This window comes from Bacteroides sp. PHL 2737 (assembly GCF_004115325.2).
In the GTDB taxonomy this organism is placed as follows: domain Bacteria; phylum Bacteroidota; class Bacteroidia; order Bacteroidales; family Bacteroidaceae; genus Bacteroides; species Bacteroides hominis.
In genome coordinates, this window is record NZ_CP040630.1 from 1755258 (window position 1) to 1769341 (window position 14084).

Here is a 14084-nt window from a genome sequence, read left to right on the forward strand (position 1 = left end):
AAAAGAGACTACTACCATGAAAAATTTTTGTTTATATATTCTTTTAGGATGGTTTGCTTCGCTACAATGTTTGTGTGCTGAGAAAGAACCGGTAAAGGATGCGGATATACAAAAGGTGTACGTAATATTCAAGACCCATTTAGATGTAGGATTTACTGATTGGGGCTCTAAAGTGATTGACACCTATACCTATAATTTCATTCCGGCAGTTTTAAATCTGTCAGAAGAAATTATGAAAGATTCGTTGTCACAGATTGATTATCCCTGGACTTGTGGGTCGTGGCTTATCTGGAATTATTTGGAAAGGGCTTCAAATGAAAATGGACAACGAATGAAGGAAGCTATTGGTCGGGGAGACTTTACCTGGCACGCAATGCCTTTCACAATGCAGGTTGAATTGTGTGATAGTGCCATGCTGTCCGCAGCATTGAATATTTCGAAAAAACTGGATCTGCTTTTTGGTCGGAAAACGATTGCTGCAAAAATAACGGATGTACCCGGTGTCACGAGGGGGGCTATTTCTGTCTTAAAGCGGAATGGGATTCAGTTGTTGCATGTAGGGACAAATCCGGGTGCAGCTGTGGCACGATTTCCGGAGATATTTCGCTGGAAGAATGCTAAAGGCGATGCCATTAATGTAATCTATCAATCAGACTATGGCAAACCGGTGCATCTGCCCGGAACAAAAACTGCTGCGGTTTTTTGTTTCACTCATGACAATCATGGACCACATTCCTTGAAAGAGATTAAGCGAATCTATGCCGGCTTAAAGCAAAAATATCCGTCAGCCCGGATCATACCGTCTTCGTTGAATGAAGTAGCTCTTGAATTGAGTAAAGTTGAGAACAGTCTGCCGGTCGTTACTCAAGAGTGGGGAGATACGTGGATATATGGTATTGGCAGTGATCCTATGAAAGTGGCTCAGTTCCGTCAGTTAATGCGTTTACGTAATCGATGGATACAGGATGGTAAGCTAAAGGTTAATAGTGAAATGGATACACAGTTTTGTATTCCTTTACTGTTAATGGCTGAGCATACATGGGGAGTGGATGTAAAGTGGTATTTGAGGAATTTTGATAAATATCAGTTCGATCTTTACCCTTCCTTTTTGGACAGTGAAGAAGCCCGGTATTCCGAACGCTCCTGGAGTGAAAAGAGAGAATATATTTATCAGGCTATATCCAAACTCACTCCGGCCTTGCAATACGAAGCGATGCAAGCTCTCATGAAACTGGTTCCGGTGAAAAATCAAGATACTGATTTCCGTTCCTACCGTTCAAAAGCAAAGATAAATACCCCATTTTTTCGGTTTGCTTTCAATCAGGAGAATGGTACACTATGCTATCTGGAAGATAAACAAAAGGGCATTGTTTGGGTAGATGATACGCAGGGTTGGGGGGACTTTGCCTATCAACGTTATTCCGGAGCCGATTTTGCACATTTTATTGATAGGTATTGTCCAAAGAATCCGGAAGGATGGATGTTGGCGGATTATGGAAAGCCCGGGCTCGATAAACTGTCTGTTACCCATGGGATATGGAATTATAAGGCATCGGATATCCGGATAAAAAAGGAGGTCGGACAGACCACTGTCCGGATTCGCCAGCAATTGAATGAACCTGTTTATGGTGCACCGGAGTATGTTGAAATAATATATGTATTCCCGTATGACTCACCTGATATCAAGGTGGAGATCAATTGGTTTGATAAACCGAAGAATCGTGTTCCGGAAGCTGTTTGGTTTTCGTTCTTTCCAAAAGCCTGTGATTCGAAAGTTTATGTTGATAAGATGGGAGAGCGTGTCGATGTGGAAGATGTTGTTTATAACGGAGCGAGGCAGATACACGGAGTGACGGGAGACGTTCTCTTTTCCAGTGGAAAGGGAAAATTGAGTCTTGAGTCTTTGGATGCTCCTTTGGTGGCGTTTAATAATCGTGATTTATTGTCATTCGACAATAAGGTTGCAGACCCCGATGCCGGTATCCATTTCTGTTTATTGAATACTCTATGGGGGACGAATTATCCGCAATGGTTTGGAGATAATATGAAATATCGTTTTAAACTTAAATTTTATTGAAAATCAGATGAAACAACCGTCTAAGAATTGGTTATTATGTGTCCTATTGGGGATGATAGTGTGTTCCTCAGCAACGGCTCAGAAGTTGCCCGAGAAACAGTTTTTCCATCCCGACCGGGTGAGATACGACAAAGATTGCTTTACAATCGAAGGGAAAGATATTTTTATACTCAGTGCTGCATTCCACTATTTTCGTTGTCCGCAAGAGTTGTGGCGTGACCGTTTCAGGAAGATCAAAGAAGCAGGGTTTAATACAGTGGAAACTTATGTGCCCTGGAATTGGCACGAACGGAATATGCCTAAGAATGTAGATGATTATTCACAATTCGACTTTGATGATCTGAAAGCATGGCTGCGTATGGCACACGAGGAGTTCGGATTTTATACCATTGTCCGTCCTGGCCCTTTTATCTGTGCCGAATGGGCGGGAGGGGCATATCCCCGTTGGTTGGCTAAATATTGCCCGGACAGTTATGACACCAGTTTCTGGCTCCGGAGCAACCATCCCGAACATATGAAATGGTCTGAACACTGGTACAATGCTGTTTGCCGGGTATTTTGTGATGAACAGCTTACACATAAGAAACCCGGAGAGAAAGGAATCATTATGGTGCAGCTTGAAAATGAATATATCTATTTTGATATGGAATCTGAGAAGAAAGAAGAATTTCTGCGTGTACTGTCAGATGCTTGTATCCGGAATGGTATCGATGTTCCCCTTTTCACTTGCGTAACTCCCGAAGTTCGCGGCTCGCACGATCCGGTGATCAGTCAGTTATTCGATATGGATAATCAATATGTATGGTGGAATATGCATGAAGCCAAGTCACGTATTGAAAATCTGAAAGCAGAACAGCCCAATGCTCCTGCCTTTGTGTGTGAGTTGCAGGGAGGGTGGTTCTCTACGGTTGGCGGACGCTTGAGCGAAGATAGCTATCTGGACGGACGGCATGCCCGGGGAATGGCATTGATGGCAATGGCAGGAGGTTCTACCGGGTTGAATTACTATATGTTTTTCGGTGGGACACATTTTGACGGCTGGGGAGCACGACGTATGACTACCACTTACGATTATGGAGCTCCTTTGAAAGAAACCGGAGGCGTTGGAGAGAAATATGCTGCTGTGAAAGGAATCGGTGAGGTGGTCGGTAAATTTGGAAGCCGGCTTGTCAGAAGCAAGTCTGTACCGTTTGAGATGAAAGGAAATGATAATCTGACGATGGGGGTACGCCGGGCTACGGACGGAACTTTATTTATTTTCTTACTGAACCGTGATAAAAAGCAAGAATTCCGTCAGATAGTCAGCTTGACTATAGAAGGAAAGCCGATGCGGATAGATTGTCGGTTGGGGGCGCTTGACAGTAAGTTACTGGTACTTTCTCCCGGAGGCACTTCGACCGAATGGTATCCCCGTGAACAGGTATTGCCGGCACGTCCGGTTGCACTTCCTGCCGCCATATCAGTAACGAAAGTATGGCGAAAAGACGAAGATTTTCGTGGTGACTGGAAGCCTTTGCGCAAAGGTGTATCGCTTCCCGAATTGGGTGTGAACGATTGCCGTTATTCTATGTATCGCAGCCGGGTGAACCTCACTCAAAAGGAAGTAGATCTTTACGGTTCGTTGGTGTTCGAGCTTTTCACTGGTGACCCGGTTTACGTACAAGTGAACGGAAAGTTTGCCGAGCGGGTGTCGAGAGACGAATTGGATAACACCTTTATCGTTTCAGGATTGTTGCATAAAGGAATGAACGAAGTGGTTGCTATCTACGAAAACCGGGGACATGCTCATGGTTACCGTCCGATGGAAGAGTTGAGCGGACTCCGGCAAGCCGGTTTCGGTCGTAAACAGACGGGAATTTTGCCGGTAGAGGAATGGGAAGTAAGAACCATTGATAAAGAGGAACCGCTGTCTGCCTTGCTTGCCGAAGAAACGGGCTGGGAAAGAATACGGCTCGATCAACGGACCATTGACAATCTGGCCACTTTGCAGATAGCCGGACTTGAAAAGCCGGAATGGCCTGCTGCCTGGATTTTGCAGGAGAAGGCCGGAAGTGCAGTTTATCGTACACACCTTAGGTGGACACCGGAGATGATTCGGGAAGGAATGACTGTTCTGGAATTTGGCTGTATCGATGATGCCGGAACTTTGTGGGTGAATGGTAAGGAAGTGGGTACGCACGAAGAATGGGATAAGCCTTATGTAGTGAATGTTGCTCCATTCGTCAAACCTGGCGACAATGAGATAGCTATTGTGGTGAGTAACCAGAGTGGGACAGGAGGCCTCCTTAAGGCTGTCCGCCTGAAACAGGAATTCGAAGTGATTAAAAAAATAAACTGGGAGGTCTCTGCCGATCTGGGAGGAATCTGTCAGGGCTGGAACAGAGAACCGGATAGTACGGAGGGCTGGTCGGTAGCAGAGCTTCCTGCAGATTATCCTTTAGTCCGTAAAGGAAGGATTACAGAAACTCTTGAAGCCGGTGTCGGACGGGATGCATTGCTTACCTGGTATCGTCTTGAGTTTGATATGCCCCGGAATGATCCTTCTGTCCGGATACCTTGGAAGTTGATAGTAAATGCTATGGGTACCGGTTATATGTGGCTGAACGGACATAACATCGGACGCTATTGGGAGGAGGGTCCGCAACGGGAGTTCTATCTTCCGGAATGCTGGCTACGTCCCGGTGAAAAGAATGTGATAGTGTTGGGATTGCGCCAATCTGAAAATAAAGGTGCCCGTTTGTTTGGGGCAGAAGTGGCTCCTTATGTTGAAGATGCTGAATGTATCCAATAAAAAAAGTACAAAGATGAAAAGAGTTTTTTATATTATGATCGCATTGGTGCTGCCTTTTTGCAGTGTCGGTGCACAAACTTCGGTGTGGAACCCGGATAATGGAAACGGGACATTTACAAATCCTATAATGTGGGGAGACTGGCCTGATCCCGATATCATTCGAGTAGGGGATGATTTTTATTTTGTTTCTACCAGTATGCACTATGTTCCCGGTTGCCCTATTGCTACCTCAAAGGATCTTGTAAACTGGGAGATGGCCGGATATGCGGTAGAGCGTTATGATGAGCATCCCTGCTATGATTTAAAAGGGGGTGACCGTTATCTTCGGGGATCGTGGGCGGCTACCATTCGTCATCACAATGGTAAGTTTTATGTGGGCTTCTGCACCCCTTCATGGGAGGGGGAAGGTCCCGGACACTTCTCAATCTGTATTGCCGATGATGTGAAAGGTCCTTGGGAGCGTACAATCTTTCCTGAATATCTGTACGATCCCGGATTACTGTTTGATGATGACGGAAAAGTTTATGTCGTCCACGGACAAGGTACGCTTTATGTCACGGAGCTGAATGCGGATGCCAAATCTGTGAAAGGAGAAAAAGTGAAAATCTGGGAAAAGAGGTTCAAGAACGCTCACGAGTTTGGAGGAGGATATGGTATGGAAGGTGCACACGTCTATAAGATAAACGGGAAGTATTATATCACTTGCCCGGCAGGCGGAACCGAAGGCTGGCAGATTTGTTTGCGTTCCGACAATATCTATGGTCCTTACGAACATAAATTAATTATGAATGATTGTAGCTCTTATCCTCCCAACGGTTTGCATCAGGGAGGGATGGTACAGCTTAAGAATGGTGATTGGTGGTTTATCATTATGCAGGACAGGGGGCCCATCGGACGTGTTCCCCATCTGGTTCCTGTAGAGTGGGTAGACGGATGGCCCATGTTGGGGCGAAATGGTAAAGATGCCATTACGTATCCGAAACCGGAAGTAGGTAAAGCATATCCGTTTGCTTCTCCTGCTACAACGGACGAATTTAATACTCCCGTACTCGGGCTGCAATGGCAGTGGAATCATAATCCGGACAATACCCGATGGTCCTTGAAGGAACGGAAAGGCTACATGAGGCTGAAAGCTTCATATGCCGACTCATTGAAAACAGCTCGTAATACATTGACACAGCGTGTGCAGGGACCTTCGTCCGAGGCAACGGTCGAAATCGACGTGTCCGGACTAAAGGATGGAAATGTGGCAGGATTTGGAATTTTCGAGTTTCCTTATGCCTATGTCGGTGTGGAACAGTCGGAGGGTATAAAAAGAATCGTGATGTGTAATGACGGTAAGAATATTGAGATCATCGACAACTTTACGGGAAATAAATTGTGGGTACGTGCCCGTGTGATGGATGTGAACTTCCGTGCTACTTTCTATTATAGCCTCGATGGGAAAACATTCATTCCGATAGGTAATGATCTTAATATGGGGCTTGGGCTGGTCTGGACAGCCAATCGCTTTGCTTTATTTAATTTTACCAGAGATAAAGCCGGTGAAGACGGATATGCCGACTTTAACTGGTTCCGTTTTACCAATAAATAAGAATCAATTATTGGATTGAGAATAGAGATATAAAAGGAGGTTTATCGAAACTCGTATTCACCACAGGTTACACAGGATTTACACAAATAAATATCATTAGCTATCGATAGATTAAGCTCGTTCTGTGGAACTCTGTGGTGAATTATGCTTTCCCCGCCTTGTATTCCGATCTACTATCCGAAGCATTTATTATCCACCGGATATAAGAATTACAAGGTTACGGGAATTAAAGCAGGGGAATGCCTGTTTTACCAAAATTTATTCTGTTCGGCATTGTATTCAAATCCGGCCGATTCCAGTTTGCCAGTCAGTGTTTCTTTATTGACATTCATATCGTCACATAGTTCATCGAGCGATTTGTAACAATCGCGGAGTTTCATGTTGATGACGCTGAACAACATCATCGGGTCTTCTGGAAGTTCCATAATCATTCTTTTTTAAACGGCTGCAAAGATACGGTAACTCTGTTTATTCTGCAAGAAGAGCCCTTGTTTATTAGAACCATGAAAGGCATCGGTCTTTATTTATCAAAATAGTGGCATAATATCGGATTACCTACTGTAGTCAATATGGGTTCTTTAGACACCTCACCTGTCTGTATGTTCAGAGAGTAGATACCTTTCGCTTTAGTCGAAGAGTTACCTATCAGCACAGTTCCTTTGTAGAGGGCAAGCATGACTCCGAAACCATTGGAAAGGTCGAGTCCCTTGATCTTTTTCATGGACCGGTCGTATAGGTTTATTTCTACAGCGAGATCGGCGATGGCGGTATGTCCTTGTTCTCCAGGCTTGTAGTAACCGGGCATATTGATATAAGCATATGCTTTTCCATTGTTTACATACCGGATGGCAGAGATAAATCCCGCAGTTTTTTCTTCTCCGCTGATGTCAGCTCCCGTAATGGTCCAGCGATACGTTGGGTCGAACTCAGTCTCTCCTGCCTTGATACGCAATATTCCGGCATTATGACCTTTGACCATGCCAAAGGCACCGACACACGAAATATAGATATCCTTTTTTTCATCCATGAAGATTGAATAGCGGTCAATCGGACGGGTAGGCATGGAGATACCACTGGTTTTGTCTGTAATCATTTTCAGTAGTTTATCCGTTTGAGTGTCTATAATGGCAATGTCGCTGTATGGACGGTCCTGTGGGGGAACCCATCCGCCCACCATCTGGCTGAGGCCTACGTATAAAAGTCCGTCGCGCAACAACATGGCAGAGGGGTCCGGATTATTGTCGGACACTCCGAGAGAAGACAGATCGATCTCTCCCTTCTGGACCATGGTGATAGGGTTGAAAATAGCGATCCTGCCCAGTCCTGCCATAGATAGGTAGGCTTTTTCAGCAGAAGCGAAAACAATATTGGTGGCCGAAGAGTTGGGAGGCAATTTCATTGTTCCTGTTTTTGATAACCGGCCGTTGACTCTTGTGTATTTCACCAGTTCGTTTTTACTGTCACCCATGTATCCCGGGAATACAAAGATGTCGTTTCCTTCAATAACCGGATATGCTCCTTCGTAGGGAATGGGAATTCCGTTGTTATTGTTGGTGTTCTGCGGAAATTCATCACGGATCAGCTGCAGGTAAGCGGCTCCCGTCATACCATCGGGGTTGGGCAGAATAGTTGCCAGGGCGATGTTAGCATTGTCGGCCGGGACTTTAGGGTCAGGATCCTTTTCGCATGCCGAAAATACAAGTGCAGTACCGGCAAGTGCCAGTGTCAGATTTCTAATCTTCATAGTTCTCTTGGTTTTTAAATAAATAATCTTGTTTCATTTCAATACATATCTCAGCCTTACTCCCCAATTGCGTCCGGGTAGAGGACGGTTGAATTCGGACATCATCCGGGCATTAGTCAGATTGTTTATCCGTGCTGTGATGATGAACCGTCCGTTCATGAAGCTATGCTCTATTCCGACGTTGGCAGAGAAGGTGCGTGGTATTCTTCGCTCTTGGAACCGGCTTTGTTCAAAGTCGTAGAAATACTCTTCAACGAAAGAACCGTCCGTAAAGATGCGGGTATTCTGCATTTTGCCTCCGAATAGATTTTCTTTATGAAATTCCAGTCCGGCGTTTGCCAGAAGATAGGGGATGTTAGGCATCCGGCTACCTTTGGTCGGGTTGGGGACATGAGTGTTCGGTTCGAACTTTCGTACATCCCGCAAATCCTGATAGGTCATGTTGCAGTAGCCGTAAAGCCAGTGGGTAAGGTCCGCTTTCACCTCTACTTCTGCTCCCAAAGTGCGCATTTTTCCGAAATTCTGGTATTGTGATTGCAGATAACCTCCGGTAAACCGTATCATATTCTCGAGATACCCATAAAAAGTGTTCAATTCCAGTTGAAGATTACTGGCAGACTTTCCGGTACGGTCGAACAGGAACCCCAGATTGATGCTTGTGTTCCGTTCCGTGAGCAGATTTCCGGAAGGAGCGACTGCATATCCATCGCCCAAAAGTTCACTTTCGGCAGGCAGGCGTACGTCATATCCAACCGAAAACTTACCCATGAAGTCCGGAGTGAATCTGTAACGGAGGGCATTGCTGATACCGAAATCTCGTTTCAGCATGTCTACTTTTTCTGCTTCCGATGACATAATACTGCTCATGTGAGTATTCATGCCGTATGTATAATACTTCACGTTAAGTGAATTCAGGAAAATATCATTGTTCGTGCGGAAATCGTATCCTATTCCGGCAATCCAACTCATCATCGTACTTTTGAAGTTGGTTTTATAGCCGACAACTTTGTCCTTCAGGTCATCCTTAGGATGTCCGGATGCATAACTGAACAGCGAGTTGAAGTTAACAGAATGGTTGTTGTTGATAACGTAGTTCAGGTGTAACTTGTGGGTGATTGTATGTTTCTCGTTTCTGGCGTTTGAAGCCCATTTGCCTATTTCCCCTCCATATTCGGATACGGCGGGGTAAGTGGTACCGTCCCAATTGTACCGATATGCGGCGGTATCCACCATATGAAATACCGTATAAGCATAGGCCAGATTCGATTCCATATCGAGCCCCTCGACAAGAAAGTTTTCTTTCTCCAACTTGTTGGCAAAGAGGAAAGCGTCAGAGTAAGTGTGGGCTTTTTCAATATTATATTCGATTCCTTGGATTTCTTTGAAAGTGTGCATAAAGACAGGTTCAAACTCAATCAGGTCGAACCACCATTTACGTGCTTTCAGACTACCTGCAACAGCTAACTTTTTAAATTTATCGTGGTTACGTTTAATGACAAGCCCCTCTTCGAAGGGAGATTCCATCTTATAGTTGTTGTCAGAATAGGTATAGAATCCCCCGCCTCCGAATTCCAGTCCTTTAGAAGCAATATTCCGTTTGGTTACCAGTGAAAGCTTGTGGGTATTGAAACTTTCGATGCTGTAGCTGGCATCGAGGTACTTGGGCGGATACTCCCTGATGACAATGTTTACAGCTCCGCCTACGGATGATCCGCCAAACCTTGCGGGTACCACTCCTTTGTAGATTTCAATTCGGTCGATCATCTCCACGGGTATGTCATTAATGTCGATGAAGTCCGAATTATCATTCATCGGGCTTCCGTCAATGAAGAAACCGATTCGTTTCCCCTCCAGACCGCGTACCGATACCCGGGACGCACTGCCTACACCTCCTGTGTTACGGATGGTTACACCTACGGTTTTCGACAAGACATCTTGCACATTACTGACCGTCCCCTGTAGCTGTTGCATGCTGATTACCGACATAGGCATGGCCTGCTCGCGCAGTTGGCGGGCTTCACTTTTGGCTGTGATGACAACTTCACCCAGTGACTGAGTTTCCGGTTCCAGGCGGATAACCAGCTTTTTACCTTTGGTATTCGGAATCGTTATTTCCTCTTTCCGGGTGTGATATCCCATAAACGAAAAAGTGACCGAATAACGTCCCGCAGGAGCTTCGATGAGGAACTCCCCGTTTTTATCCGCCGAGACGCCTTTCTTCAGTGCTTCTATATATATGTTGGCACCCGGGAGTATTTCCTCGTCATTGGTGTCGATGATGACTCCGCTCAGTTTGCCCGGTTGTGTTTGGGCCGGGAGGCCGCTGCACAGTGAGAGCAGAGTGATGATGAAAACACAGATTTTATTTCTCATATCCTGTTCTCCTTATTTAGATGATTGTTGTTGGAACTTCATATGTACTATCCGGGACGATTTCCGTAAAGATGGGAATAGTGGGAGCATTACTTTGAAGAACAGAGGCCATCGTTTTTTTAAGCGGTCCATATACAGGTATTCCTTAATCACGTGTAGTCCCGGATACCAGTCTTCCATCTCATATACGTTGTCTGTTCCCCATCGGAATGGTGCGTTATACTTCTTTACGTCCGGATGCCATTTGTAGTTACGGGCTGTCCATGTATTAATTACGTCGAATGCCATTTCCGCATGGTGGAAGCGTTGCCCGATCCGGTAAATTAACTCTCTGATATCTTCTTCTTTGAAGTACATCATCACTCCTTCCGATATGATCAGCAGAGGAAGACCTCTGGGAACAGAGTTCATCCATGAATCATCGAACATCGACCGGGCGATCATTTTATAATTATCCGTTTCCTTGAAGAAAAGTTTTCGTAACCCGATGGATTCTTCTACGTCGATGTCTAACCAAAGGCAATTGTGCAATGGAAGTCTTTTGCAGCGTGCATCCAGTCCGCATCCCAGATTTACGATGGTAGCTCCCTTAGGGTGTTTCGACAGGAAGTCGAGGATGATTTCGTCCAATACGAGGGTACGGGCAATTGTGCCCACCTGCGAACCTTCCGAAACTTTGTCTTTCGAAGAACTTGCCAGTTCGATTCGGTGGAGTATATCTATGGCATAAGGGTCTTTGATAGCGCCGTTGGGTTTTACTGTTTCTATAGCCCTTATTCGCAAGGTTATAAACAGAGTTTCGGGAACTCCTGATAAATTTACTTTCATGTTTAGTTTCTGCTTTTATATTTCCGGTTGTTGTTTATTATTCGTGGAGAATTACCTATTAATGGGGATTGTGCCGATAGGTGGCTTATTGTAATTTTGTATCTACTCTCCAATTGGAGACAAAAGTAGAGCCTTACCGGCTTTTACTGCTTACGCGAAAAGGAACTTGACTTTAACTTAAAGGAATAATGATGGCAACTCGGTTAATGAAACATGATTTGCATGAAATGATGCTGGAATGGCCCGTACAGAATCTGGCGGGAGAGAGCCGGACAGAAAGAAATAGTTATCGGATTGACAATGGGTATTTGAAAGCGACATTCGAAGAAATATGTACTCCGTTTTTTTCGATTATGGAACATCATATATCATGTGAGGAGTCCATTGAGATGTATGCACAGGCCGATGAATATCATGCTGTTTGGTTTTGTGCCGCCTTAGCCGGACACGTCACTTGCTTTTATGACCCTATTACCCGGAGTGAGGAGTGGAACAAAGGAGATGCCAATCTCCTGCAATGTGACGGGATAGACTCATGCGTCTGTTTCCCTAAGCATACGCCGTTTCACATGATGGAGATTATGCTTTCCAACGATTATATCCGTGAACTTGCCGGACAATATCCCGACCTGTTTGGTAATGAAGATATCGAAACCATTTTTTGTGATAGACTCTACAGGGCATATCGGACAAATCGCCCTTTTTGTACCGGTATTTATAAAGCGTTGAGTGATATTAAGCTTTCACAGCTGAATGGGAATATGGCACTTATGTATGTGGATGCCAAGATTAGGGAAATTCTTTCGCTTTTTCTCGCACGGCGGGGAGGAGAGGAGTGTCTTCATTGTTCGTGTTCTGTCGGGATAGAGTGTGATAAGATCCATCATGCCAAGGCCATTATTGAGCAGGAGTATCTCAATCCCCCTTCGCTTCATCAGTTGGCATTGCGGGTAGGTACCAACGAATGTACCTTAAAACGAGGTTTCAAAACGGTATTTGGTACCACCGTGTTCGGCCATATTTTTGATTATCGTATGGAGATAGCCTGTCGTTATCTGCTGGATAGCAGTAAGACGATACAAGAGATCGGGGCATGTGTCGGTTATGAATATCATGCCCATTTCTCTACGGCCTTCAAACGGAAGTTCGGACTGACCCCTCTGGAATACAGGTGCAGCCGTTTGGGCGCCTCCTGAGGTAACGACGGGATTGCCGTCCGACGGAATAAATGGTAAAAGCGTTTGAGAAAAACTTCCTTTATCAGCAGATTTACACGATAATATCATTGGGATAAATCCGTATATGAAGTCTGGTCTGTGAAAGTTTGCGCAGGTTTTGCTCCCTTTGCTTGTTCAGACTTTGACGGCAGAAACAGCCAGCATCATAGGCCGTCTCAATTCCTCTTCCATATCCTTGATCTGTTGCAGCATCTCTTTAGTCGGTTGAGGCTCTATCACATTGGTTATGGTAAATCCGGCCTGCAATAGTCCCTGCAATATGGAAGTTAAAGTATGATGGAATTTCACTACCGTTTCTCCCAAGAAAGAAGTCTCCCGGTATCCTTCAGTGAAATAATGATCTACCGGTCAGTGCTGTGCGGTTCCTGCTGTGTTGTAAAACCAATCTTCGGTTCCATGTGCCGTAAATATCGGATGTTCCATTGTAAACACGAATGTTCCTCCTTGGGCTAATGTACGGTACACCTTTCGGAATATCTCTTCTAAATTTTCAATGTAGTGTAAAGCCAGTGAACTGACAACTACATCAAAGCGATTCGACGGATAATCATAGTCTTCTATCCCTATCCGGTGATATTCTATTTTGTCGGACTCCTTCTTTTTTTCAGCCTCTTGTAGCATTTTCTCAGACAAATCAATACCAACCACATGGCTTGCTCCTTTAGAAGCTGCATATATGCAGTGCCATCCATAGCCACATCCCAAATCAAGTGTCCGTTTCCCTTCAAAATCAGGTAATATCTTTTCCAGTGTCGGCCATTCTCCCGCACCTTTCAACCCTTCTTTTGAGCGTAGCATCTCGCCATATTTCTCAAAGAAGGATTCTTTATCGTAAACATTCTCCTTCATAAATTATTAATCGTTTCTGTTTATACATCTTGCCCTGCATTTCACCTATGCATTAACCGCTGAAGGGGCAAAAGTACGAAAGATAATCTGCTGATTATCGGAATAGATCGTATTTTTGTGCCGATATCCACTTTGCTTTTCTTTGATCCTGAGAATTTTCTATAAAGTTATTAACAGGGTAAATTGTTGATATATAGGTGGTATCTCTTTTTAAATAGGCTTTGTGAACAACTTCATAGAGAGTCGTTGCCTGCTTTGAGACATCTTTTTGGATTCGTTGTTGGTGGAAACTTGTCAATGGCTTTAAATACACTCATAGCGAAGTTAGATACTAAATCCAGAAGCACTTCGACTAAAGTTCTTTTCATCCCTTTGGAAAGTAGCTTTCTTCACCTGACTTTCTTCATCTTAGCGGCTGAGATTTACATCTTAGCCGCTAAGATATAGATCTTGGCTGTCAAGATGTACATCTCGGCTGCTAAGATGAACTTAAATTACTTTCTTTCTCTGTTTCTCATTTAATGCTTTAGCACTTTGGAACGGGTAGTATCTTATTTAAGAACTTGCTTCTTAGCTTCCTTTTCACTACA

8 protein-coding genes and 1 pseudogene are annotated in these 14084 nt (G+C 44.5%); 4 read left to right on the plus strand and 5 right to left on the minus strand.

From position 1 onward, the window contains the following. Positions 1-16 precede the first annotated feature (16 nt). From DBK98_RS07310 to DBK98_RS07320, 3 genes are read left to right on the plus strand one after another with little or no spacing between them, the layout of a single operon-like run. Positions 17-2077 carry a DUF5054 domain-containing protein gene (locus DBK98_RS07310; protein ID WP_032531718.1) on the plus strand — a complete coding sequence of 687 codons (2061 nt, stop codon included), beginning with the start codon at positions 17-19 and terminating at the stop codon, positions 2075-2077. Positions 2078-2084: 7 nt separating this feature from the next. After that, positions 2085-4868 carry a beta-galactosidase gene (locus DBK98_RS07315; RefSeq protein ID WP_032536858.1) on the plus strand — a complete coding sequence of 928 codons (2784 nt, stop codon included), beginning with the start codon at positions 2085-2087 and terminating at the stop codon, positions 4866-4868. Between the two features lie 13 nt (positions 4869-4881). After that, positions 4882-6462: a glycoside hydrolase 43 family protein gene (locus DBK98_RS07320; RefSeq protein WP_032536865.1), complete on the plus strand. Its 1581-nt coding sequence runs from the start codon at positions 4882-4884 to the stop codon at positions 6460-6462. 248 nt (positions 6463-6710) lie between these two features. On the opposite strand, the gene DBK98_RS07325 is transcribed toward DBK98_RS07320, so the two are convergent. From DBK98_RS07325 to DBK98_RS07340, 4 genes are all read right to left on the minus strand, one after another. Further along, positions 6711-6887: a DUF4250 domain-containing protein gene (locus DBK98_RS07325; RefSeq protein ID WP_032536866.1), complete on the minus strand. Its 177-nt coding sequence runs from the start codon at positions 6885-6887 to the stop codon at positions 6711-6713. A gap of 95 nt (positions 6888-6982) precedes the next feature. Then, positions 6983-8206, minus strand: a complete 1224-nt coding sequence (locus tag DBK98_RS07330; protein WP_032536859.1) for a hypothetical protein — start codon at positions 8204-8206, stop codon at positions 6983-6985. A 33-nt stretch (positions 8207-8239) separates the two neighbouring features. Further along, complete coding sequence (locus tag DBK98_RS07335) at positions 8240-10579, minus strand: TonB-dependent receptor (RefSeq protein ID WP_032536860.1); 2340 nt, start codon at positions 10577-10579, stop codon at positions 8240-8242. Between the two features lie 12 nt (positions 10580-10591). Further along, a complete protein-coding gene (locus DBK98_RS07340; RefSeq protein WP_032536861.1) occupies positions 10592-11407 on the minus strand; it encodes a class I SAM-dependent methyltransferase in 816 nt (271 codons plus the stop codon). A 188-nt stretch (positions 11408-11595) separates the two neighbouring features. Here DBK98_RS07340 and DBK98_RS07345 point away from each other — a divergent pair, with 188 nt between their 5' ends. After that, positions 11596-12603 (plus strand): helix-turn-helix transcriptional regulator, encoded by a 1008-nt coding sequence (locus DBK98_RS07345; RefSeq protein WP_005823133.1) that lies wholly within the window; start codon positions 11596-11598, stop codon positions 12601-12603. 156 nt (positions 12604-12759) lie between these two features. Here DBK98_RS07345 and DBK98_RS07350 read toward each other — a convergent pair. After that, positions 12760-13494 (minus strand): annotated as a pseudogene (locus tag DBK98_RS07350) (class I SAM-dependent methyltransferase). Positions 13495-14084: the final 590 nt, after the last annotated feature.